At 34.1% G+C, this 22,426-nt stretch carries 24 protein-coding genes and 1 pseudogene; 7 read left to right on the forward strand and 18 right to left on the reverse strand.

The features are described from left to right. Positions 1 to 189 precede the first annotated feature (189 nt). Positions 190 to 2,175, reverse strand: a complete 1,986-nt coding sequence (gene mobQ / locus RV17_RS12320; protein ID WP_071869362.1) for a MobQ family relaxase — start codon at positions 2,173 to 2,175, stop codon at positions 190 to 192. Positions 2,176 to 2,465: 290 nt separating this feature from the next. On the opposite strand from mobQ, the gene RV17_RS12325 reads away from it, so the two are divergent. Together RV17_RS12325 and RV17_RS12330 are read left to right on the forward strand one after the other, a co-directional pair. Next, the gene (locus RV17_RS12325; protein ID WP_002325624.1) at positions 2,466 to 2,765 is read left to right on the forward strand and encodes a hypothetical protein; all 300 of its coding nucleotides are present in this window, start codon (positions 2,466 to 2,468) and stop codon (positions 2,763 to 2,765) included. Between the two features lie 2 nt (positions 2,766 to 2,767). Then, complete coding sequence (locus RV17_RS12330; protein WP_071869363.1) at positions 2,768 to 3,025, forward strand: hypothetical protein; 258 nt, start codon at positions 2,768 to 2,770, stop codon at positions 3,023 to 3,025. 22 nt (positions 3,026 to 3,047) lie between these two features. Here the strand turns inward: RV17_RS12330 and RV17_RS12335 are convergent, their stop codons facing one another. The 14 genes from RV17_RS12335 to RV17_RS12390 all read right to left on the reverse strand — a co-directional run bounded on the left by RV17_RS12335 (position 3,048) and on the right by RV17_RS12390 (position 14,116). Beyond that, positions 3,048 to 3,353 carry a hypothetical protein gene (locus RV17_RS12335; protein WP_071869364.1) on the reverse strand — a complete coding sequence of 102 codons (306 nt, stop codon included), beginning with the start codon at positions 3,351 to 3,353 and terminating at the stop codon, positions 3,048 to 3,050. A gap of 218 nt (positions 3,354 to 3,571) precedes the next feature. Then, positions 3,572 to 3,889 (reverse strand): hypothetical protein, encoded by a 318-nt coding sequence (locus RV17_RS12340; protein ID WP_002326830.1) that lies wholly within the window; start codon positions 3,887 to 3,889, stop codon positions 3,572 to 3,574. Between the two features lie 439 nt (positions 3,890 to 4,328). Beyond that, the gene (locus RV17_RS12345; protein ID WP_071869365.1) at positions 4,329 to 5,192 is read right to left on the reverse strand and encodes a zeta toxin family protein; all 864 of its coding nucleotides are present in this window, start codon (positions 5,190 to 5,192) and stop codon (positions 4,329 to 4,331) included. 1 nt (position 5,193) lies between these two features. Next, entirely contained in the window at positions 5,194 to 5,466 is a 273-nt protein-coding gene (locus RV17_RS12350; protein ID WP_000301765.1) for an antitoxin, read from the reverse strand. Positions 5,467 to 5,483: 17 nt separating this feature from the next. Continuing rightward, a complete protein-coding gene (locus RV17_RS12355) occupies positions 5,484 to 5,699 on the reverse strand; it encodes a peptide-binding protein (protein ID WP_001835296.1) in 216 nt (71 codons plus the stop codon). A gap of 91 nt (positions 5,700 to 5,790) precedes the next feature. Continuing rightward, on the reverse strand, positions 5,791 to 6,645 hold the full coding sequence (locus tag RV17_RS12360; protein ID WP_071869366.1) for a ParA family protein: 855 nt from the start codon (positions 6,643 to 6,645) through the stop codon (positions 5,791 to 5,793). A gap of 126 nt (positions 6,646 to 6,771) precedes the next feature. Then, entirely contained in the window at positions 6,772 to 8,916 is a 2,145-nt protein-coding gene (locus RV17_RS12365; RefSeq protein ID WP_071869367.1) for a type IA DNA topoisomerase, read from the reverse strand. After that, the gene (locus RV17_RS12370; RefSeq protein ID WP_071869368.1) at positions 8,916 to 9,533 is read right to left on the reverse strand and encodes a recombinase family protein; all 618 of its coding nucleotides are present in this window, start codon (positions 9,531 to 9,533) and stop codon (positions 8,916 to 8,918) included. Before RV17_RS12370 ends, RV17_RS12365 begins: the two co-directional genes overlap by 1 nt. A 13-nt stretch (positions 9,534 to 9,546) precedes the next feature. Then, complete coding sequence (locus RV17_RS13515) at positions 9,547 to 9,717, reverse strand: hypothetical protein (protein ID WP_169819343.1); 171 nt, start codon at positions 9,715 to 9,717, stop codon at positions 9,547 to 9,549. Between the two features lie 347 nt (positions 9,718 to 10,064). Next, positions 10,065 to 10,454, reverse strand: coding sequence for a hypothetical protein (locus tag RV17_RS13715; RefSeq protein ID WP_249024366.1), 390 nt, complete (start codon positions 10,452 to 10,454; stop codon positions 10,065 to 10,067). Next, on the reverse strand, positions 10,417 to 11,412 hold the full coding sequence (locus tag RV17_RS12375) for a primase C-terminal domain-containing protein (protein WP_249024367.1): 996 nt from the start codon (positions 11,410 to 11,412) through the stop codon (positions 10,417 to 10,419). Before RV17_RS12375 ends, RV17_RS13715 begins: the two co-directional genes overlap by 38 nt. Positions 11,413 to 11,830: 418 nt before the next feature. Beyond that, on the reverse strand, positions 11,831 to 12,190 hold the full coding sequence (locus RV17_RS12380) for a hypothetical protein (RefSeq protein WP_249024368.1): 360 nt from the start codon (positions 12,188 to 12,190) through the stop codon (positions 11,831 to 11,833). A 3-nt stretch (positions 12,191 to 12,193) separates the two neighbouring features. Then, positions 12,194 to 12,481: a type III secretion system protein PrgN gene (locus tag RV17_RS12385; RefSeq protein ID WP_071869369.1), complete on the reverse strand. Its 288-nt coding sequence runs from the start codon at positions 12,479 to 12,481 to the stop codon at positions 12,194 to 12,196. Positions 12,482 to 12,616: 135 nt separating this feature from the next. Then, positions 12,617 to 14,116 (reverse strand): primase C-terminal domain-containing protein, encoded by a 1,500-nt coding sequence (locus RV17_RS12390; protein ID WP_071869370.1) that lies wholly within the window; start codon positions 14,114 to 14,116, stop codon positions 12,617 to 12,619. 656 nt (positions 14,117 to 14,772) lie between these two features. On the opposite strand from RV17_RS12390, the gene RV17_RS12400 reads away from it, so the two are divergent. Further along, positions 14,773 to 15,630 carry a ParA family protein gene (locus RV17_RS12400; RefSeq protein WP_005230883.1) on the forward strand — a complete coding sequence of 286 codons (858 nt, stop codon included), beginning with the start codon at positions 14,773 to 14,775 and terminating at the stop codon, positions 15,628 to 15,630. A 1-nt stretch (position 15,631) separates the two neighbouring features. Next, entirely contained in the window at positions 15,632 to 15,988 is a 357-nt protein-coding gene (locus RV17_RS12405) for a hypothetical protein (protein WP_071869371.1), read from the forward strand. A gap of 457 nt (positions 15,989 to 16,445) precedes the next feature. Here RV17_RS12405 and RV17_RS12410 read toward each other — a convergent pair whose 3' ends face one another. Further along, positions 16,446 to 17,435 (reverse strand): IS30 family transposase, encoded by a 990-nt coding sequence (locus RV17_RS12410; protein ID WP_071869372.1) that lies wholly within the window; start codon positions 17,433 to 17,435, stop codon positions 16,446 to 16,448. A gap of 136 nt (positions 17,436 to 17,571) precedes the next feature. Here RV17_RS12410 and RV17_RS12415 point away from each other — a divergent pair, with 136 nt between their 5' ends. From RV17_RS12415 to RV17_RS12425, 3 genes and pseudogenes are all read left to right on the forward strand, one after another. After that, complete coding sequence (locus RV17_RS12415; protein ID WP_143139944.1) at positions 17,572 to 18,951, forward strand: Y-family DNA polymerase; 1,380 nt, start codon at positions 17,572 to 17,574, stop codon at positions 18,949 to 18,951. After that, positions 18,935 to 19,442, forward strand: a pseudogene (locus tag RV17_RS12420) (hypothetical protein). Before RV17_RS12415 ends, RV17_RS12420 begins: the two are co-directional and overlap by 17 nt. 89 nt (positions 19,443 to 19,531) lie before the next feature. Beyond that, positions 19,532 to 20,122: an SOS response-associated peptidase gene (locus RV17_RS12425; protein WP_071869374.1), complete on the forward strand. Its 591-nt coding sequence runs from the start codon at positions 19,532 to 19,534 to the stop codon at positions 20,120 to 20,122. 15 nt (positions 20,123 to 20,137) lie between these two features. On the opposite strand, the gene RV17_RS12430 is transcribed toward RV17_RS12425, so the two are convergent. Together RV17_RS12430 and RV17_RS12435 are read right to left on the reverse strand one after the other, a co-directional pair. Then, a complete protein-coding gene (locus RV17_RS12430; protein WP_071869375.1) occupies positions 20,138 to 20,359 on the reverse strand; it encodes a hypothetical protein in 222 nt (73 codons plus the stop codon). A gap of 606 nt (positions 20,360 to 20,965) precedes the next feature. Further along, positions 20,966 to 22,420, reverse strand: a complete 1,455-nt coding sequence (locus tag RV17_RS12435) for a 6-phospho-beta-glucosidase (RefSeq protein ID WP_071869376.1) — start codon at positions 22,418 to 22,420, stop codon at positions 20,966 to 20,968. Positions 22,421 to 22,426 lie beyond the last annotated feature (6 nt).

A 22,426-nucleotide genomic window follows, 5' to 3' on the forward strand; every position in this document is an offset into this window, starting at 1 on the left:
TGAATCGTAAATTCTTAAGAGACAACCCATTTATAGTGTTACCTGCTTGAACTAATTTTGCTTGTGGATCAGTAGCTGCAAACACTGGATCAGTAATAAATAATGTACCTAATGCAATAACCGCACTTTCAAGCTTAAACTTTGTATTTTTGATAATTTTTTTCATTTTATACACCTCTTGTTTTTATTTTATCGCAAAGGAATATTCCTTTGTAATGATTGATTTTCTTTTGCTTTTGTTTGCTTAATCAATTTGTCTAAGTTTCGTTTTTTCTGTGGTTGGTTACCACTCAACAATCGATTAATTGATTTTGCAAATTGGAACATTTTTACAGATGCTTCATTTTTTTCAGGTTCATTTTTTTCCAATTCTTGGGATTGATCTTTATTAGTATTTTCAATTTCCTTACTTAATTCAATTTTATCAGAATCAGGTAAATAAGCATTGCGATTAACGACCTTTTTCAGATTGTGTTTTGCTAATGGGCTTAGTTCATCAATATGTTTCATGCTATCTTGAACAAAAAATACACCTTGACAATCATTAGGAATTTTCACCGTCTGAATGTTAGTTAAGAAGCCTTTTGATTGTTCCAACATGGAATTAATTTCCTCACTGCTGAATCTAGCAACTCCTTCGACTTTAGAAAAATCAGTTGTTTTGTAATAGTCAGCTTTTGCAAGTAGCATTTCACCTTCTATGACTGAATCTATTGAAACATTTTTATCAAATTTTCTTTCAACTTCTGATTGAACATATTCTATCAATCCTTGTTTTATTCCTATTAGTTTTTCTTTTTTAATTGATAAAATTTCTTTTCTTTCAGGGTTATTTTCTTTTGTTATACTATCTTCAACTTGTTTAATTTTTGAATCAAGATAACGGCTAGTTTGAAATGGTTTTTCTTTAAAAATCTTTTTACTTTCTTCTTTTTCTACTACTCTTTCATTGTAAATGACCTCTGCTAACTGGTCTTTATTCAATAACTGTTTTCTAAATATGGTTTCATTAACCATTGCTCTAACTTCGTAATTTGAAAATTTGTCAATATTCAAACTTGGATAAGATTTTTTGAAGAATCTTTCTGCTTGTTTTTCTAAAATTTCATTTGCCTTTGTAAGCATATCTCGTTCGCTACTAATTTTACTTAACATCAAACGTTGTTTTTGAATTTCCATTTTATTATTAAAGATAAGTGAATTTTCCCATCGTTTTAATTCACCTAATCGTTTATCAATGTTTTCATCATTAATAAATAATTTCAATTCTTTTGAAAGATTTTTCAGTTCTCCTTTTTCTAAAGGTGAGAAAGTTTTTTCAAATTTTAAAGTGAAGTTTTGGTCTTGTTTTAAGACTTTTTCTTGACTTTCAAGTTTATCAAGTTCGGCTAGAATATCATTGTAACTTTGAATCTCTAAATTTTTTCTTTTTAACTCACTTATAACTCCTTTTTCTTCTAATTTTTTTGAGTAAAACCCTTCGTGAATTGTTGGTAGTTCTTTTTTTCCAAGTTCCGCATGAGATCTTTCTGTTATTTGTTGATCGATATTTCTATCTTTTAGATATTTATTAACTTTGTCTGCCCAATCTTTACGAATTTCAGAAACAAGAGATTTTCTATCCCAATCATTTGTTTTAATTGAAACGGTTACTCTTTGCCCCTTTTCATTAAAAATCTGATTGCCATTTTCATCTAGTTTAGGTATTCTATGACTTTTGTTTAAGATATTACCTTCACTATCTACTTCTCTCATTGTTAGCATAATGTGAGCATGAGGATTGTTTTCATCATCTCTATGAATGGCAACGTCTGCAATCATTCCTTCACTTACAAAATTATCTTTAATAAAATCTTCAATCAACATTCTTTGGTCTGAATTATTTAATTCAATTGGCAATGCTACATTTAACTCTCGACAAAGTTGAGCGTTTGGACTTTTTTCTGCTAATTCCATTTTGTTCCATAATGTCTGTCTATCTAAAAACTCATTAGGTACATAATCAGGTTTTGAAATAAAAGCTTCTGGTTTAACAGTTCTATGGTTGTATAGATTAGTTTTTTCATATAGTTCACTATATAATTTTTCACCGCTTCGATAAGAAGCCATTGCAATTAAACTTCTTTTTCCGCCTTCTCTTTTTGCTATTGTCATAGATAAATGGAAGATTGCCAATTGTATCAACTCTCTTTCTTTTCAAACATGAGCGTAGCGAATTTTAACAAACACGCTTGACGATAAAACTAACTAACAGTTAAGTTTTATAGCATAAATACGAAGGAACGAAGTTGCTGCGTATAAGTGCGCCCTTAGTAAATCATCTAAGGGATCCTTAATAAATTAATTTTACCACTTATCATTATAAAAGTAAGTATGTTTATACTGACATTCCCATTTATATTTATTGATTTTATAAAAATAATATAATATGATAGATTTACACAATATATTAGGAGGGATATTTTATGGAAAACCAAGATCAAAACATAAAGACAGAAAATGAACAAATCATTCCAAAAACAAAACCAAAAAAGAGAAAGAAAAAAACTGTTTCTGATATTGAACTTCAAATTAAAGAATTACAAAAGAAAAAAGAAGAATTAATTCTAAAATCAAAAGCAGATATTGGTGATTTTGTCCTTTCTACTCTTTCAAAAAATGATATTTCTATTGAATCGATTGAAGAAAACAAAGAATTATTCTATGACGAATTAGAAACTTTATTAAATGCGAATAGTCAAAATTTTTCTGAATTACTTAAATAGTTATGGTAAATAATGATTTAAATGACATCAACAAAAGAATAGAAAAACTAAAAATTCAAAAAAATATTTTGCGAGCGAATAGCGAGCAAAATATTAACAGAAAAAGAAGAACAAAGCGTCTAATTGAAAAAGGTGCTTTGTTAGAAAAGTATTTTGAAATTGACTATTTAAATGTAGAAGAAACAGAAGAATTTTTAAAAATTTTTTCTGAGTATATTAAAGCAAATAAACCTAAAAAGTATCAAAAAAAGGGAAAATAATTTTCCTTTTTTTGATACTTTTTTAAATAAAATTGATTGTTCTTAATATTTGTTCTTCCTTTTTTAATTGCTTTAATATTTCATTTACTGATTCTATATCCAAATCGTACCAATCACCAAAAGCGATAATATCACCTGATACTTTTTTTTCTATAAAATCAACTGTTAAAGTTATTTCTCTTGTTGACATTGGCGAACGTGCTTCTATTTGATATAAATCAAAATCATATTTTTGATGATTATTTATTCCTCTCATTTCTGTTACTGTCGCTTTTATAACTTTTAAAATATTACCTTCAAAATTTATTTTTTTTATTTTAATATCCACTTTAAAACTTCCTTTCTGATAAACTTACAAGCCTTAGCTTTTACCATTCGAGGAAAGGTGTTAGTCAAATACAAATATCTTTGCAAAGAAATAAGTTGGGTTTGTAACGAGGAGCAACTGCACCGCAAGTGGAACAACTTATTTTATCCTTCTTAGGTTTTTCTTTTTGGTGTTTTACCCAAAAGAAAAACCTAGCTTTTTTTGCTAGGCTTTTTTTTTTACATTTCTTTAATTTTCAAATTTTTTATTTCCCACTCAAACCATTCGCTAAAATCTTGTTTAAAGCCATTAATAGAATATTGCTCTTGTTCTTCTGCTTCTTTATCGTTTTGAGGGTCTAAGTAGGTCGGTTTATCTTTTGGTCTTGCGTATACACCTATCCATGTTTTAAAATCGCCCTCAAAACTGCTATCTATGATAAAGCCTTGCTCTTTTAGCTCTTCTCTTACTTGAGCTTTTAGATATTGCTGTTCTTGTGTTCCATAAAACCCATTTTCTGTAAAATCTTCTAATTGTAATTTTTTTGTTTTTTCCATTTTCTTTTCCTCTTTTCTTTTTTTGATTTTTAGTTTTTTGACAACCATTTTTGTTAGGCGTTTGAGGAAGTGAAGCTGTTTTCCTCATGTTTTAAAAGCTAGAAATAAATTACAGTGTACGCTCCTTCCTTTTTTCGTTTTGTTGGTTCATTTTCGCCAGTGTGTTCGTGTCGTTTGCTGTGACGAGTACGCAACATAGACACAAAGAAAACACAAGGGCGAGCTTGCTCGTTTATATACCCTTGTGTTTTCGACTGGATATGTTAAGGTAACAAACAGTAAATGACACGTTACAGACTGCAAAATGTACCAACTGAAAAAAGAAAGAATACCGTTGTGTTCTTTATTTCTCGATCAGCTTTTAAAACATGAGGAAATGTTTTTATAAAAAAAGAGTAGTTACCGTTTTTTGGTAACTACTCTTTTCCTTTTTTAAGGTTTAAAGTCCTGGAAGTTTAGGTGTTTTGGGTATTGGTGGTGTAGGGAGCTGCAAGCTTTCCATTTTTTGTTGAATTGCTTTAAATTCAGGGGTTTCTTGGTGTTGATTTTGAACCATTTTTTGCTCTATTCTCTCCAAAGTCGGTTGAATTTCTTTCCTTGATACTTTACGATTTAATTCTCTTTCTAAGGTCTCTTTCGGACTAATGGAAGGCGTTTCTAAGCTTGAATAGAGTTTCACTCCTTCTCTATTGTAAAGCCTTATATCGCTAAATAAGCCCGTTTTATGAAGGGTTTCTAAATTGGTCGGTAAGTTTTTGACAACAATATCATGCGCTTGTTTTGGTGTTGCCCTGGCTGTCATTGGATCATCTGCATACATGGTTTCATATCGTTCAATTGTTCCTAAATATGAGTTGATTTTAGGTACTGCCATGACATACATTTTTGTTTCATAACCTTTGGCTTGAAGCATTGTTGCGGTTTGAATAGGAACGTCTGTTGTTCGTCCTGTACCTTCGATCACCAAATTATACCCTTGATCGCTCAAACGGCTTATGATCGCTTCTGTCATGCGATTAGAATAAGGGGTAACGTGTTTTACTACGTCTTTTTCATAAAGCTTCACTAGTTCATCAAAATTAGGGTGCTGTTGTTTAAAGGTATCATTATCAATGACAATAACATTCCCTTGTGTTTCTTCAAAAATTGCTGATCGCAAACTGGTTTTCCCTGACCCTGGTTGCCCACCAAGTAAAAAAGCGGTTGGCGATTCAACCGCTTTTTTTCCTTGAATCAATTCTTCTAAATTATCATTTAAGCGATTCTCAAATTGTTTGTCAGTAAAATTGACTATATTTGCCATATTAAGCCACTTTCTCTTTATTCAAAACTTGTTTTGAGTAACGATTCATTGACCGCCAATACTCATGAACGGCTTGTAATTCTTCTAAAGAATAATCAAAAAGATTTACACGTTTTGCAAGCTTTAATTGGTTTAATAAATTGACTTCCAATAATTGAGAGTCATTTTTATTTAATTCATGATTCAAAACATAGTTTAATACTCGATTATAAACGCTTGCCGATAATTCGTTAATGATCTCTATTTCAAAAGTTTTTTCATACGTAACTGCCATTTCATTTTCACTCCTTTTTAAAGTTTATCAGGTAAATATTTCCGTATATATTCTTCTAAGGCTTGATCCATAACTTCTTTTACGTTTCCGCCATTCTTTGCTGTTTCGATTTTTATGATATGGTGTAAGTCAGCACGAACACGGACCGTCTTATCCCCCATTATATCTTTTTTTGCGCTGATTGGCGTATCATTTCGTTTTGCTTTCTGTGCGCCTAAGTTTCCCACAATCACTCACTTCTTTCTATTTCTTCTTATTCTTATTTTATCATCAACAATCACAAATCACAAGTGATTTGTGATTAATCACTTGTGATTTGTGATTCTATTCTTTTTCATTTTCTAACTGAATGATTCGCTCAACCATTTCAAAAAATACATTCTCATACATAGATAAAACTTTTTTGTCATAGCCTTTATGTTCTGTAATGCCGTTCTTAGACCAGGTACTTACTTTATTACTTCGCTTGATAATATTTTGGAAAACCAAATTATCTTCTTCATGTTCTTTGTACAGTTCTTCCAGGTTTGATTTTATCGTTGCGCTGTCCGCATCAACTAAATAAGGAACAAAACCAATCATATCTAGTCCAGGGTTAAACTGTTCTTGTAAATCAATCAAATAGGAAATATAGTTTTGAATGTTGTTTGTACTTTCTTCTTCTGCTTGTAAAGGGATCATGACGTAATCACTTGCCACGATTGCATTATTTGTATAAACGCTTGGCGTTGGTACAGTATCAATAATAATGAGATCATAGTCACTTTTTAAAGGTTCCAACAGAGTAGCAAGCAATTTACTTTCATTTTCAAACGTCCATGAGCGAGTTAATTTTGGCAGTAACATCAAATCAAACGTGCCAGGGATCAAGTCTAAATTATCAGTCAAATGAATAATAGAAGAAGCCAAGTTTCCATTTTTCAAGCCTTCATAAAAATTGACACGTGGCAATTCTACCTCAAAAGTTTTTGCTAAGTCTTTTGTCAATGTTGCTTGTAAGTCCTTATCGATCATTAAAACTTTTAAATTCAATTTGTCTGTCAAGTAAGCAAACATAGTAGATAATTTAGACTTTCCAACACCGCCTTTAAAATAATTGTTTAAGATAACAATTGCTTCATTTTTACTGTTTAGAATATGTCTTAAATCTTCTAATATTTTGAATTCTTCTTGCGTCATAACAACGCCCCATTCTCTTTTGTTTTGATATGTCTATTGTATCACTAAGAATCACAAATCACAAATCACTTGTGATTTGTGATTTGTGATTAATATATAAAAGCCCTGTTTAAAGGGCTTTTATGCTTATTTTGAAAAAGAGATAAAATCAATATATCCCTTTTCCTCAATTTTTACAACGGCATTGTAGGACTTTTTATCTTTCGTTTTGATTCCTTTTACTAGGGTTTCTTTTCCCTCTAGTAATTCTTTTACATTTGTTTTGGTTAGTTTTTTCTTTCTAAAATGTTCAGCTAAAGTAAACTTACATTCAGGATAATTTGAACAACCATAAAACGATTTTTTTAATACAATATTGTTGCCACACTTAGGACATTTTCCTACAATACTTTTTTCTGCTTCTTTTTCTTTCTGTTCCTGGTAATCAGCAAAACTTAATTTCTCTATATCGGTAGGTACAGCTTCCAGTAAATGAACAATGAATTTTTTGATATTCGTAATAAAGTTCTCTTGATTGCCTTCTCTTTTACCGATTTTTTTTAAATACGTTTCCCATTTAGCCGTCATTTCAGCACTCGTTAAAAGGTGCTGACTTTCAACTGCCTGGCACAATAATTTTCCTTTTTCAGTTACAACAAGTTTATTCTTAATCACTTGGATATATTCTTTTTGTTTTAACGCTTCAATAATACTTGCTCTTGTCGCTTCTGTTCCGATTCCCTCGACTTCTTGTAAAATCTTGATTGCTTCTTCATCATCAACCGTTTTATTAGCGGTTTTCATAGCAGTTAATAATGTACCCTCTGTAAAAGCTTTCGGCGGTTGTGTTTCTTTTCCGGCACTCTTAACGTCAACCTCGGCATGTTCTCCAATGATAACCAAGGGTAACGTTTGAACGTCCTCTTCTTCTTCTTTGGTTTGTTGTTTGAAAAGAATTTTCCAACCTTCTTGCTTTGGTGTCTTGCCTATTGATTGAAAAAGTAAGTCGGCTACTTTGGTTTGTATCTTGGTTTCTTCATACAAATAATCAGGTAGAAACATGGCAACGGTCGTTTTAACGACTAAAGCATAAATTTTTCGTTGCAATTCGTCCATTTTTGCTAACGCTGATTCATTTGGTACTTGTTTTGTTGGGATAATGGCGTGGTGTTCCTGTACCTTACTACTGTCCACATAACGCTTTCTAGGCTCTGTTTGAACCATTTCAAGATCAAGTCCTAAAAAACCGTTATATTTGCCAAAATTTGCTTTTAAATAAGCAAATTCGTTCTCTGTAATAAATGGTGTATCTGTTCTTGGATAACTCAATAATTTGGCTTCATACAGTCCTTGCATAGCTTTTAAAGTTTGGCTCGCTGTCGCTTTATAAAGCTGATTGACTTTTGATTGCAAACTACTTAAAGAAAACAAACTCGGACTATTCGTTTTCTTCTCTTTGGTTTGAACATCAGCAATTATCCCCTCTTGATTGCCTATTTTAGCTTGTTTAGAAGAAACAAAGGATAAAAGTTCCTCTTGGCTCTTAAAACGCTGTGTGGGGCTTAGAACGCCCTTAAACGACCCTTGGTTTACTTTTATACTAGCTTCCACCTCGAAAAAAGGTTCTTTTTTAAAGTTTTCTATTGCTTCCTGGCGTTGATAAATGAGATATAAAGTCGGTGTTTGTACACGTCCTAATGAAAATGTACCTTGTACGCCTTTTTGTTGTAAATTCAAGGTATATAAAGGGCTTGCGTTCATGCCGATCAACCAATCGGCAATTTGGCGTGTTTGCGCTTCTTGATAAAAGGGATAGTAATTCATTCCTGGTTGCAAATTTTGAAAACCGCTTCGGATCACATCTTTTTCTAAGCTATTGATCCATAGTCTTTTAAATGTTTTATCTTTTGAAAAGGCATTTGCTTTATGGATAATCGACCAGGCGATATTTTCACCTTCTCTGTCGCTATCTGTTGCAACAATAATTGTATTTGCCTTTTTGAGAAGTTCTGCAACAATTTTAAACTGCTTTCCCTTATCTTTTGCAACTTCAAAATCGTATCGATCAGGAAAAATCGGCAACGATTCAAGTTTCCAATTTTGCCACTTTTCGTCATAATGACCTGGTTCTGCTAATTCCACTAAATGCCCAAAACCAAAGGTGATAAACGTTTCATCTGTAAATAGTGGGTCTTTGATCTCAAAATAACCGTCTTTTTTGGTGCTTTGTTTTAAAGCACTTGCGTAGGCTAATGCCTGGCTTGGTTTTTCAGCTAAAATAACCGTACTCATTAACTATCCCTCTTTTCATTGTTTTTTCTTTGATCTACGGTCACGTTATATCTTGCTCGATACCTTCTAAACGTTCGGCGATTGATTCCAGTTTGTTCTTCCACTTCTTTATCGGATAAACCATTCAAAAACAAATCGAAAGCGTGTTGTAAACGTGGATCATTTTCTTTAAATTTCAGTTGCCGACCTTTGAATTTGCCTTTTTTCTTAGCAATTTCGATTCCTTGTGCCTGACGTTCCTTAATTTTTTTTCGTTCTGATTCTGCTTGATACTTGTACAATTCAATGACAAGGCTATTAATCAAACGCCTTAAATTTTCATCTTCAATACCATTCATTGAGGGTAAATTTAAGACTTCCAGGGTTGCCCCCTTAATTTGAATTTGATTCATCAATTCTGTTAATTCTTTATTGTTTCGTCCTAATCGATCTAATTCAGTAACAACAACTATATCCCCTTCACGAATATAGTTAAGCATAGCTTGTAATTGTGGGCGTTCGACCGATTGACCGCTTAATTTGTCTGAAAAGACCTTAGAAACGCCCTGTAACGCTTGTAATTGCCGATCTAAGTTCTGTTCTTTGCTACTGACACGTGCATAACCAATTTTCGCCATTTTCAACCAACCTCTAAAATTCTCTCGGTTGCAATAACCAATCAGATATATCTAATTTTTCAATTTCAAATTGCTTATCAGAAATTGTCTTTTCGTAAGCGATAAAATCTTGCGCATATTGTTGCTCATTAAAAATAGCCACCACTTCGTCATTTTCTAAAACTCGATAAATAAATTTTTTCATTTTACTCCTCCTATTATGCCCAACTTAAATGACCTATTCATCAAGTCAATTATACTGCTAAAACCATATTAGGACAAATAAGTATACTCTATTGACCTATAAATGATAGCAACTTAAAAGATCAAGTGTTCGCTTCGCTCTCACTGCCCCTCGACGTTTTAGTAGCCTTTCCCTCACTTCGTTCAGTCCAAGCCAACTAAAAGTTTTCGGGCTACTCTCTCCTTCTCCCCCTAATAATTAATTAAAATCTTACTCTGTATATTTCTGCTAATCATTCACTAAACAGCAAAGAAAAAACAAACACGTATCATAGATATAAATGTAATGGCATAGTGCGGGTTTTATTTTCAGCCTGTATCATAGCTAAACAAATCGAGTTGTGTGTCCGTTTTAGGGCGTTCTGCTAGCTTGTTTAAAGTCTCTTGAATGAATGTATGCTCTAAGTCAAAAGAATTTGTCAGCGCCTTTATATAGCTTTCTTTTTCTTCTTTTTTTACTTTAATGATCGATAGCAACAATGATTTAACACTAGCAAATTGAATACCACCATTTCTTCCTGATTTAATCTTAAAGAAAATTTCCTGGTTCGCTTTCAGTACCTTCAACAATTTATCTAATGTCCGCTCAGGAATGCCTAGCGCTTCTCTAATCTCTTTTTTAGTCGTTACCAAATAAGGCTTGTATACATCGCTTTTTTCGCTAATATAAGCCATTAAATCTTCTTTCCATTCTGACAAATGAACACGTTGACGTTCGCTTTTTTTTCTTGAATTTAAACCACCCTTGACGGACAAATAAATCTTTACTGGTTAAATCACTTGATACCCAAGCTTTGCAAAGAATAGTAATGTATTCCCTATTAGCCCCTTGATAGTTTTCTGAATAGGCACTTCTAACAATTTTCATTACTTCTTTTTCTTCTAAAGGTTGATCTAATCGATTATTAAACTCAAACATATTATATTCGCACGTTTCGATTGAATAGCCTGAACTAAAGTAAGCTAAAGAGAGGGTAAACATAACGCTATTGCGCCCTACTAAACCCTTTTCTCCTAAAAATTTCGTTTCGTGCAATAAGAGATTAAACCAGGGTTCATCTACTTGTTTTTTGCCTTTTGTACCGCTTAAAACCGTTAGACTTGAACGAGTAAAGCCCTTATTATCTGTTTGTTTGAAAGACCAATCTTGCCATTCTTTGAAAGAATAACGGTAATTGGGATCAAAAAATTCTACATTGTCCGTTCTTGGTATGCGAGCAATCCCAAAATGATTGCACGTTAGATCAACTGGCAAAGACTTTCCAAAATATTCTCGGATATTTTGCGAGATTATTTTGGCTGCTTTGACAGATTTAAATTCTGATTTTGAAGTCACATAGACTGGAGTTTCTAAAACAAAATATGCTTGATAACCTTTATCAGATTTGATAATCATAGTAGGCATAAAACCTAAATCAATAGCTGTTGTTAAAATATCGCTTGCTGAAATAGTTTCTTTTGCCGTGTGAATATCAAAATCAATAAAGAATGTATTGATTTGTCTTAAATTATTTTCAGAATGCCCTTTAGTATATGAGCGATTTTCGTCTGCATATGTTCCGTAACGATAAACGTTGGATGTCCAATGCGTAAATGTATCTTTATTTTCGTGAATCGCTTCTTCGGAAGTCAGAACAACGCCACGTCCGCCAATCATGCTTGATTTTGAGCGATACGCAAAAATAGCCCCTTTGCTTTTACCTGGCTTGGTAGTGATTGACCGACTGTGCGTGCGGATGTAAAATATTTAATTCAACCTATATAGTATAAGAAAGTTTAAACTTTACATATATTTTTCTTGTACAAGGATTATTTCTTCTTGTCTATGATAAAATTTATTAAACAGTTTGAAAGTAAAAACTATTCAAAGAAAGTGGGCGATAACAATGGGATTTTGGTATTTTTTAACGTTAGCTGTCGGTATAACTTTGTTGATCATAAGTGTTTCAAATAAAGAAGTATCTAGATCAACCAAATTCGTAATAGCCTGTTTTGTTTTAGGGATCTTGTTAGTCATAGGTAGTCTACTTTTATTTTTACCAGGCAGCTCTTCGATTATTGAGCAACTACTTCAACTAAATTAGCTTCGTTATTAAAAGCCGACTTTCTAAAAAAAGAAAATCGGCTTTTATTTGTACTGGTCGAAAAATTTTTTCTACGGCTGATGCACTTTTTTTCATTCTCCTACAAATTCCACTAAACAATGACCACTTATAATCATCAAGAATGGCAGTACCTACTCCCCCTAATCCTAAGAAAAACAGTAAAAGTAAATACAAAAATAGCATCATATTCGTCCATAACGATAAAAGAGTCAACAAAAGAGAAACTAAGCCTACTGTAACAAATGAAAAGAACAGAATACCATAATAGATTTTCAAAAGAACAGCCCATTCTTTGATCCTATTAAGCTCAGCTATTTCCTCCTCAATCATGCATCAATCCACCTGCTCTTTCTTCTTCTTAGGATCAATACTCTTTAAAAACCTCTCCTCCAACACCAATAAATGACGATAAACATCATCCATTGACCAGCCTGAAGAAAGGCTTAGACAATACAAAAAATCACAAGGCAACGTCTTTACGGTACGGTTTCTTGTTACCCAGCTTGCTACAGTACTCTGCTTATAGCCATGTATTTCACAAAATTGCTCTACTGTCAGACCTAACCGCGAAATAATAAACACATTGATCGGGTAGGGATATACAAAGGTATTGATACTCATAGTCAGAAAGACCTCCCACCATATTATTACGTTTGCGATAATAGTACTACTCTTTCTTAAAACCAGCAAGCAAAGCGGAGAAAAGAAGGAACGTATCATAGATATAATGTAATAGGCAATTTGCACCTTTTAATTTCAACCTGTATCGATCATGAACAGATCTGTTTGCACGCCGATCTTATTGGGATCTATCAAGCGTTTCAGTGCTGTCTGGACAAACGTGTATTCTTTTCCAAAAGCTTCTGAGATCGCAGCGAAATAAGCCCCCTGGCTTTCTTTTTTTAGCCGGATAACGGAGCGCATCAATCCATGTATCGAAGCTAGCATAATACCCCCATTACGACCAGCACGAACACGAAAATGAATTTTGTTCTCTTCTCTTAACTGCTTCAGTACTTTGTCCAGGGAACGTTTTGGGATCTTTAAACGTTCAGTTAACTCTTTTTTTGTAGAAATAATGTATGGTTGTTCTTCATAGGATTGCTCATTCAAATAGGACAGTAGATCTTCTGCCCATTCATGACTATGAGAATACTTTCGTACTGCTCGCTCTTTCTTAAACTTCCACCAACCCCGTTTTTTGTTGAATAGCTGCTCTTCAGAAAGATTGACATCGACCCACTCTTGGCATAATAGGACAATTTTTTCTCTGTGCGCTGCTTGATATTTTCCGGAGTAAGCGGAACGAATGATTCTGGTTAATTCTCGATCAGATAAAGGGTTAGCCAAGCGGTCATTGAATTCTAACATCGTCAATTCACATGCTTCTACCTCGTATCCTGACGAAAAGTATGCCAAAGACAAGGTGAATATGACATTATTTCGACCATATACGCCCTTTTCACCTTGTATTTTTTGACTTTTTAGCAACAGCTGGAACCATGGTTCATCGACTTGACGAAATTCTTGAGTAGATGGTAATACAAAAACGTTCTTGATCTCCGCTTTTTTGTCCGCATCTTCTCTCATTGACCAGTCGATCCATTCTTCGAAACTATAACGATACTGTGGTTCAAAGAATAAAACATTCTCTTCAGAAGGCATACGTGTGATCCCAAAATGATTGGCATTTACATCAACTGGAAACCGATAATCATTTGAAAATTTGTTTCTTAGATTTTTTGAGATCATTTTGGCCACATTGATCACTTTAAAATTTGATTTCTTCGTCACGTATGCAGGCTTGTCTAGTACATAGAAAGCTTGAAATCCATGCGGTGTACGTAGAATCATTGTCGGCATAAAGCCGATCTCGTGACTGGCCAAGATAATTTCTCCATAGTCAAAGTGTGGATCCAATGTGTCAAAATCAACAAAGAAAGTATTGATTTGACGCAAATTGTCCTCAGAATGACCTTTTGTAAACATTCTGGCTTCATCAGCATACGTTCCATAGCGAAATACATTTGGTGTCCAATGAGTGAATCGATTATTGTTTTCGATCACCCCTTCTTCTGAAGTGATCACTAGTCCAATCCCCTCGATCATGTGTTCCTTTGAACGGTACGCAAAAATAGCCCCCTTTCCCGACTGATCACTAAAAGAGACCGGTTTTAAGTGGCTGTTTTTATATTTAAATTTACGGATACCATTTTGTAATACCGTTGAATATACGACATCCAAAGAAGCTGCCATGACTGTTATTCCTTCCTAAACAAAAAGAGAACACAAATAATCTTAAAGATTTGTGTTCTCCCAATAGCTTAGAAGTCTCAAAGGAATGACAAAATAAGCGTATATATATTGAGTTGCTCGTCAAAAAATGGTAAAATAAGTCTGTAAGTTCGGATTGTCAGTCCGAAAGACTTATCAAAATTACATAAGTGGTTGTCAGCCACTTACATAACTTCTGAGACGAGCGAGAACACATAGTTGTTGTATGTGATTCAGATGAAAGAGTGACCCAATTCACTTTTTTATCCGTCTCTTTTTTTATTTTTTTTTTCAGTTCTATAAATACAAACATAGCATATCTTACTTTTTCCATCTTGTAAACTCTTATTTTTTATAATTTAATATAGTTATTGTCGCACAAACCTATTAATACCAACAATTACATCAGGCATTAAAACACTTAAGTACTTAAGTGTTTTAATGCCTTTTTTTTAGTACTTAAGTACTATGACGTTTTAAAGTTGCATTTAATTGCTGATAAATCACATTCTAAACATAGCCGAATTAAAAGTACTTAAATACTAAAGGTGCTATTGACCCGTAACTTTCTAGGTGGTATTATTATATTGCATACAAGTATTTTAACACTTTAGTACTTAACTTAAGGAGGTAGGAAAATGAAAAAAAATCGATCGAATTCAGCAGAAATTATTTCGCTAGTTAAGCAAGTCAAAGATCTCGTTGCTGAAAAAGGTGGTCCCATTGTAATTTCTGTTGCAAATCAAAAAGGTGGTGTTGGGAAAAGTGCTACCGTAGATAATCTGGCTGAACTGTTTGCTAGTTTCGATCTTATAACAGATATCGTAGACATAGACGCACAGTCAAGTATAACTAACCTAAAAACTGATCTTAGAAATATCATCGATGAAAATCTACCAGAAATGACTCAAGTAATGCTGGAGGAAGAAACATTAGAGAACATTACTTATCAGATTAAGAATAATCTATTTATTTCCCCAACAACCTTGCGTCTATCAGATGCCGAACTTAACCTAGTTAACGCTACATTAAGAGAACTTATTCTGAAGAAGAACATAGAGAGCCTTGAGACAAAATTTGATATCATTTTGATTGATTGCCCTCCTTCAAGAGGACTGCTTACTGTAAATGCTCTTAGTGCATCAGATTACATCTTAATTCCTGTTCAGTCCGAATACCAAGCTCTAGTAAGTATAGAGTTGCTTTTTTCTACAATCAATAAAGTAAAAAATTCAATTAATCCTAATCTAAAGGAACTTGGCTATGTAGTCACTATGGCAACTAATACAAACCACAGTGACGAAATTATTGAGGAAGTTAAATCTGACGATAAAGCGGAAGTTATTTCTATCATCGATAGAAGCATCGTAGTTTCCGACGCTGGCGTTGCTAACATGTCAGCTTACGAATTTGATTCAAATAATAAAGCTGGCATTGCATACTATAATCTTGCGGTGACAGTTCTACAGAAAATAGTATCAGAAGGAGTTGTATAAAATGGCTAAACGTGTATCTATTAAAGACAAAAATATAGCTAAAACAAATGATATCGACACACTATTTCCTACTTCAAAACCACAAACTTCCAATCAAAATGGAACTAAAAAGAAAATTAATATTCTTAGAAAAACTGAAGATATAATTTCATATTACAAAAATTTTAAAGGCGGTAAACAAGTTTCGATATACTTGCCTGAAGAGATTCATCGAATGGTTAAAATGAAAGCCGCACAAGACGATCGAAATATGAAAGACGTAATGAAAGATTTAATTCTCGATAACTATCTAACTGAGTCGGAAATTAAAGAAGCCTACCGTTCATACGTTGATAAATTAGAAGAAGATAGCAAGTAGACATGAGACACTTTAGTACTAAAACATTTTTATTGTTTAGTGCTAAAGTGTCTTTTTCATACTATCATCATAACACGAACTTTTTAGTATTAAAGTACTTAGCCGTTTAAGTGCTTAACCATTAAAACGTTTTGCTACTGACTTCTTTCGACGAAGGCAATCGAAACTTCGTAATCTTTATTTTTTGGATTAATTTTAGGGGGACTCCGCAGCTTCTTATTGTATTCAGGGTCTTTAATATTTAAGTGTTTAAGTACTTTATAACTAAAACTCTTAAGATCTTTGGGACTTACGGAGTATATTGTTATTATTATCCAAACGGTGGGACGTCCACCTATTTAAACATTTTGACACTTTGGTATTTTGACACTTAACCATTAAAACCGCAATGCTAGAATTTTGATCTGTTCTCTTGACTTAATCAGCGAACATATGTTCTAATACGGTACGCAGATTGTCAAATTAAGTGCAACACCTTGTCATAAAAGACCTCATAAGGTGTTTTCCAACCCAAACACTTCTTGGGTCGTAGATTTAGTTTAGAAACAAATAGATCCACTGTACTGTCTAATACTTCAGTTAAATCTTGCCCTTTGGGTAGGTATTCTCGCAGTAGTCCATTAGTATTTTCATTTGTTCCCCGTTGCCAAGGACTATAAGGATCCGCAAAAAAACAGTCAATACCGCATGCTTTACTAAATTCATGATAAAGCATAAACTCTTGTCCCCTGTCAGGCGTAATCGTTTTAAGATTCGCTTGTTTGACCTCGGAAAACAAATCAATAATTGTCTTCTTGACCGATTTAGAGTCTTTTTTTGGTGTCTTCTTTGCCAGAAGAAAACGTGATTTCCGATCAACAAGTGTGACCAAACAAATTTTCCCTTGAGCACCAATCACTGTGTCGGCTTCCCAGTGACCGATTTCACTTCTTTTTTCTGCTGAAATTGGTCGATCGTGAATTCTAGGGGCATCGTTGAATTGTCCTCGTCCATCAAGAGCGCTTTTTTTAGGCTTTCCTTTGCGACGCAGCTTCCTTCTAGCCCCTTTACTATCTTTTGTAAAACCATCATTGAATAATCCACGATAGATAGCGCGATAAATCGTGTTATAGCTAATCGATTCACCGTTATTTTCTAACTTGATTCTCTGAGAAATTTGTTCTGGAGACCATTGGTTTTCTAAAAATAACTTTCTAACACATTCTTTTAATGGAGAGGAATCTAGCAATCGCTTCTTACCACAACGTTTCTTATTTTTCTTGTATGTTTTTTGAGCAACAGATGGTGAATAAGCGCGTTTCTTTGTCGAGTGACGTTTTAACTCACGCATGACAGTTGAAGGGTTTCTTTTGATAAGCCGTCCGATACGGCGATAAGAAAATCCAAATCCGTGGTATAAGAATATCAATTCTCTTTCATGTGTAGTAAGATGTGTGTATGAAGCCATGGCTAAATTCCTCCTAATGATTGTTCGTCAAACACCATTATACAGGAATTTAGTTTATGGCTTTTTTTGGTGTTGCACTTAAATTGTACATTCACCGTATATAAAATGTATCTTTTTTTAGAAAAGGTGATTTATCATGGTTATGCAGTTTGGCGTAAACCCAAGGTTTGACTACACAAAAGAACCTTCCCGAGATATTCTTTGTATCGATTGTAAGTCATTTTATTCATCCGTAGAATGCGTAGAAAGAGGACTAAATCCTTTAAAGACAAAGTTAGTTGTCGTGTCCTATCCTTCAGACGATCCTTCTCAGCGGGGGAGTGGGTTGATTCTGGCATCGAGTCCGGCCGCAAAAAAAGCCTATGGAATTTCTAATGTCAGTCGATCACGGGATCTTCCTTTTCCGTATCCGGAAGACCTCGTGATCGCACCACCGAGAATGGCACTGTATATGAGAAAGAATATGGAGATTAACAATATTTACAAGAAATACGCTGACGAACAAAATCATGCAGTATACAGCATCGATGAGAGCTTTGTGGACGTCACAGACTCATTAAAACTGTTCGGTGCAAAGGACGCAAGAGAGCTGGCGAGAATGATTCAAACAGACGTTTATCGACAAACTGGAATCTTCACAACGATCGGGATAGGTGACAATCCGCTCTTGGCAAAGTTCGCACTAGACCTCGAAAGCAAAAAAAATGCAGATATGAAAGCAGAATGGCGCTATGAAGACGTACAGCAAAAGCTTTGGTCTGTAGAAAACATTACAGACGTGTGGGGTATCGGACGTCGGACAGCAATCAGACTGAACCGAATGGGCATATTTACTATGCATGACCTAGCACACGCAAATTACTATCAGCTGAAGCAAAATTTTGGCGTCTTAGGTACTCAACTGTATGCACACAGCTGGGGCATCGATCGATCTTTCTTAGGTCAGAAATACAAAGTAAAATCTAAGTCGATAGGGAACAGTCAGGTCTTAAATCGGGACTATACACGTCGAAAAGAAATAGAAATTGTAATCAAAGAAATGGCCGATCAAGTAGCAACTAGGTTACGCCGTACAGGAGCGAAAGCTGAAGTCGTTTCTTTATGGATCGGCTTTTCCATGGGTTATGTCGATCGATCAGGAAGTCGAGGGTTTCACCAGCAGATGAAGGTTGCAGCAACCAATAGCAGCAAACAAATAGCAAACTACTTATTGCAGATATTTGATCGTCATTACAAATACCAGGACATTCGAAATGTGGCAGTAAACTGTTCAAAGCTAGTTTATTCTAATGCTTTGCAGCTTGATCTCTTTGAAGATCCGGACGAGCAAGTAAAAGACTTAAAAATCGATTATGTGGTAGATACTATACGCAAAAAATTCGGGTTTAAATCGATCGTTCATGCAAATAGCATAATGGAAGGTGGACGTGCGATCGCTCGCAGCAGTCTTGTCGGAGGACATGCAGGTGGTATGTCTGGACTTGAAGGTGCTGAAAGTCATGGTAAAGCGTACTAAGAAAACATTTACGGACTATAATCAATACAGAGACCGGCCATTTGGATTGAAGTGGGCAACGGCTTACGCCATGGATGATTTGATGAAAGGCGTTTTAGAAAATGAAGCCTGGGCTACGAAAGAAGTTGTTGGTTTGGAGTTAATGAATCGTGAGGAGATCGACACAATACTTTCAGAGTCTTTCCTTTATCACAAGCCTATAACGCTGCAGTTAAACACTAAAGACGAATTTGGGCGATTTTTGGATCCTGTCGAAGGACAATTTCTAGGTGAAGCATATGAAGACTATTTTGTATTGAATGAACAAGCGATCTATTGGACAGACGTTCGACACGTATCTATAAAAAAAGAGGAAAAATGGTTCAAAGTTTGACTATTTTCAGGACGGAAAATCTTCTCGCAACAAGCAAAATAAAAAAGAGAGTAAAATAGAAAAAGAGATTGAGTTAATCAAAAATGAGTATTATCAAGACTTTGCAGACGACGATTGAAGCATTGTCCATCATTTGACTTTGAAATTGCCTTAGAATGGCTCTGTGGCACACGATTTTTAAACAGATCAGAAAAGGAGAGGAAGAATATGTGTGGAAGATATTTTTTTGATTTATCTTCAGATGAACTAAAAAGCTACTATGATCACGTTGTTTTAAATGCTACAGGTAAACATATTCGTGTTGGTTTTAATGAAATTTTTCCAACTAATTATATAGTAACACTAGGACTTAATCAGGATTCAAGGGTAGTACCAGGAATCACTCAGTGGGGGTTCCAAGGATTTAAACCAGGTCAACTTATGATAAATGCACGCTCAGAAACAGTAGAAGAAAAGAAAACTTTCTCAAAAGCCTTCAGAGAGACACGTTGCGTGTTCCCTCTTTCCGGATTCTACGAATGGGATTCCGAAAAACGAAAACTATTGTTTACTTCAGCTGAGAGTGACGTTTTTTATCTAGGCGGCTTTTATCGTATTCATAAAACTGGTGCAGGATTTGAAACAGAATCGATCATAATGACGACAAAACCTAACGATTCAGTATCCCCAATACATGATCGTATGCCGCTTATTATTCAAAGAGATCATATAAAAGATTGGATCACAGATTTGGGTTTTGCACGAAACTATCTCACAACTGAAATGCCGGAACTAGATCGGACTGAAGTAGCAAAATAAAAAAGAGCGGATCTTTCATAGATTCGCTCTTTTTTCATTGCTACGTTTAATTTTATCTAGGATCACTTCAAATGTTTCAAATGTATCAATATCTAGTTGGGACAACCAAAGTAAGTACTTCTTTTCCTTAAATGTCCAGTCGATAGTGGGGTAGGAGGATATTAAATTGTTATATCTTTTTTTTTGTTCAGTTGAAGCTAATTGCCAGCGTTTTTCAAAATTTTTTTCTTCTTCCATATCCGATCCCCCAAAAAGAACGCTACTTAAAAATATATTGACGAGTAGCGCATGTTTGATTACGTTTATCTAAGTATAGCACAAGAAATAGATGCGAAAAATTCTGCATGCCCGAAATCTTTAATTGAAGTGAAATAACACAAAAAACCAAAACAGATTTGTTCATCATCTGTTTTGGTTACACTTAAATCTTTTACATCAGTCCTTGCTTTTCGTATTTCCGAATCGTTGCGGCCGAATACATCGAGTTTATTGACAAAGAGCCGTTAAATCAATCAACATCCCCTTATTTCATTTTGAATTTGTCTAATAAAAGCCCTAAAGCTAGTTCTAATCTAACTTTAGGGCTTTTATTGTTTAGAAACCTCATTTGTGTTGAGTATGAGTAACTTCGTTGCTTAATTCCTCAGTTTAAACAATCACCTCATGTCAATGAAAATTGTGGGATTAAAGGTCTCAAAATTATTAACCCTGCCGGCAAACAAGCTTCTACGAACAATTTCAGGCTTTTGAGGAGATCTTAAATACTGGCTTATCGAGTAAAGTTGTTTTTAATATACATCCTTTTAAAATAGTTGTCTAAAATCCAAGTTCAAATCAATTTTTTTAGACAATGATTCTACCATTGGATTCAATAACTTTTTTATAAAAGTAGAAACTATCTTTCTTGTATCGTTTGTATGTTCCTTTACCTAAATCATCAACATCGGTATAGATAAAACCATATCTTTTTTTCATTTCACCAGTTGAAGCAGACACTAAATCAATACACCCCCAAGATGTGTAGCCTAAAAGTTCAACACCATCTAAATTAATTGCATCACTCATAGCCTCTACGTGTTCTTTAAGATACTCTATATGATATTTATCGTGAATAGTTCCATCACTTTCAAGTGTATCTATGCCACCTACACCATTTTCTACAATAAAAATTGGCTTGTGATATCTATCGTAATAATTATTTAATGTAGTTCTAAGACCTTTTGCATCCCGTTGATGTTTCCAAGCTGAATCTTTAGATTTTAGATAAGGATTCTTCAACGTTGGGAAAACATTTCCCTTAGCTTCTTCAGCCACAATGGCTTTATCTGCACAGACTAATCTCGAAGCATAATATGAAAATGAAATAAAATCAATTGGATTATTTTTTAACATTTCTTTGTCATCATCTTTAAAAGGAATTGTGAAATTTAGTCTTTCATATTCTTTCAACTTATAATTTGGATATTCACCATGAGTCATTACATCGGTGATGAAAAACATTTCTCTATCTGTTTCATATGCTAACCAAACGTCTTCAGGAGCACATCTATAAGGATAGACAGCGCTAGCAGCAATCATACAGCCAATCATGTTATTTGGATTAATGTCATGCCCAATTTTAGTTGCCCAAGCACAGCCCACCAACTGATGATGAATAGCCGTAAGAATTTGCTCGTCTTTATTTTTCTTACTATCAAGAACCACTCCACCAGCTAAAAAAGGCAAGTGTGTTATAGCATTAATTTCATTCAGAGTAAGCCAATACTTAACTTGGTTTTTGTATCTACTGAAAATAGTAAGACAGTATTTTTTAAAACATTCTAAAGTTTCTCTTCCTTCCCAACCATTAAATTTTTTAACAAGATTTAGTGGTGTATCATAATGGGAAATGGTAACTAAAGGTTCTATATCATACTTTTTGCATTCATTAAAAACATCCTCATAGAATTGTAAACCTGCTTCATTAGGTTCAAAATCATTACCATTAGGATAAATTCTACTCCATGAAATAGATGTGCGAAAAACTTTGAATCCCATTTCAGCCAGTAATGCAATATCTTCTTTGTAATGATGGTAAAAATCAATACCATGATGACTTGGGTAATGCCAATTGTCATTAGCTTCAAAAGAACTTAAATTTCCTGAAATTATAGGCCATCTTTCTGGACCTTGGGGAATTAAATCTATGTTACCTAGTCCTCTTCCACCTTCATTGTACGCACCTTCCGACTGGTTAGCAGCAATAGCACCTCCCCAAAGAAAAGTCTTTGGGAAACGTATCTTCTTATCTCTATTCATTAGACA

Origin of the sequence: Enterococcus thailandicus (genome assembly GCF_001886265.1) — a bacterium.
In the GTDB taxonomy this organism is placed as follows: domain Bacteria; phylum Bacillota; class Bacilli; order Lactobacillales; family Enterococcaceae; genus Enterococcus_B; species Enterococcus_B thailandicus.

Bases quoted from the DNA above. Each gene is read 5' to 3' on its own strand.
- RV17_RS12325 (WP_002325624.1), top strand. From the start codon at position 2,466: ATGGAAAACCAAGATCAAAACATAAAGACAGAAAATGAACAAATCATT.
- RV17_RS12330 (WP_071869363.1), top strand. From the start codon at position 2,768: ATGGTAAATAATGATTTAAATGACATCAACAAAAGAATAGAAAAACTA.
- RV17_RS12340 (WP_002326830.1), bottom strand. From the start codon at position 3,889: ATGGAAAAAACAAAAAAATTACAATTAGAAGATTTTACAGAAAATGGG.
- RV17_RS12345 (WP_071869365.1), bottom strand. From the start codon at position 5,192: ATGGCAAATATAGTCAATTTTACTGACAAACAATTTGAGAATCGCTTA.
- RV17_RS12350 (WP_000301765.1), bottom strand. From the start codon at position 5,466: ATGGCAGTTACGTATGAAAAAACTTTTGAAATAGAGATCATTAACGAA.
- RV17_RS12360 (WP_071869366.1), bottom strand. From the start codon at position 6,645: ATGACGCAAGAAGAATTCAAAATATTAGAAGATTTAAGACATATTCTA.
- RV17_RS12365 (WP_071869367.1), bottom strand. From the start codon at position 8,916: ATGAGTACGGTTATTTTAGCTGAAAAACCAAGCCAGGCATTAGCCTAC.
- RV17_RS12370 (WP_071869368.1), bottom strand. From the start codon at position 9,533: ATGGCGAAAATTGGTTATGCACGTGTCAGTAGCAAAGAACAGAACTTA.
- RV17_RS13515 (WP_169819343.1), bottom strand. From the start codon at position 9,717: ATGAAAAAATTTATTTATCGAGTTTTAGAAAATGACGAAGTGGTGGCT.
- RV17_RS12375 (WP_249024367.1), bottom strand. From the start codon at position 11,412: ATGATTGGCGGACGTGGCGTTGTTCTGACTTCCGAAGAAGCGATTCAC.
- RV17_RS12380 (WP_249024368.1), bottom strand. From the start codon at position 12,190: ATGATTGAGGAGGAAATAGCTGAGCTTAATAGGATCAAAGAATGGGCT.
- RV17_RS12385 (WP_071869369.1), bottom strand. From the start codon at position 12,481: ATGAGTATCAATACCTTTGTATATCCCTACCCGATCAATGTGTTTATT.
- RV17_RS12390 (WP_071869370.1), bottom strand. From the start codon at position 14,116: ATGGCAGCTTCTTTGGATGTCGTATATTCAACGGTATTACAAAATGGT.
- RV17_RS12400 (WP_005230883.1), top strand. From the start codon at position 14,773: ATGAAAAAAAATCGATCGAATTCAGCAGAAATTATTTCGCTAGTTAAG.
- RV17_RS12405 (WP_071869371.1), top strand. From the start codon at position 15,632: ATGGCTAAACGTGTATCTATTAAAGACAAAAATATAGCTAAAACAAAT.
- RV17_RS12410 (WP_071869372.1), bottom strand. From the start codon at position 17,435: ATGGCTTCATACACACATCTTACTACACATGAAAGAGAATTGATATTC.
- RV17_RS12415 (WP_143139944.1), top strand. From the start codon at position 17,572: ATGGTTATGCAGTTTGGCGTAAACCCAAGGTTTGACTACACAAAAGAA.
- RV17_RS12425 (WP_071869374.1), top strand. From the start codon at position 19,532: ATGTGTGGAAGATATTTTTTTGATTTATCTTCAGATGAACTAAAAAGC.
- RV17_RS12430 (WP_071869375.1), bottom strand. From the start codon at position 20,359: ATGGAAGAAGAAAAAAATTTTGAAAAACGCTGGCAATTAGCTTCAACT.
- RV17_RS12435 (WP_071869376.1), bottom strand. From the start codon at position 22,420: ATGAATAGAGATAAGAAGATACGTTTCCCAAAGACTTTTCTTTGGGGA.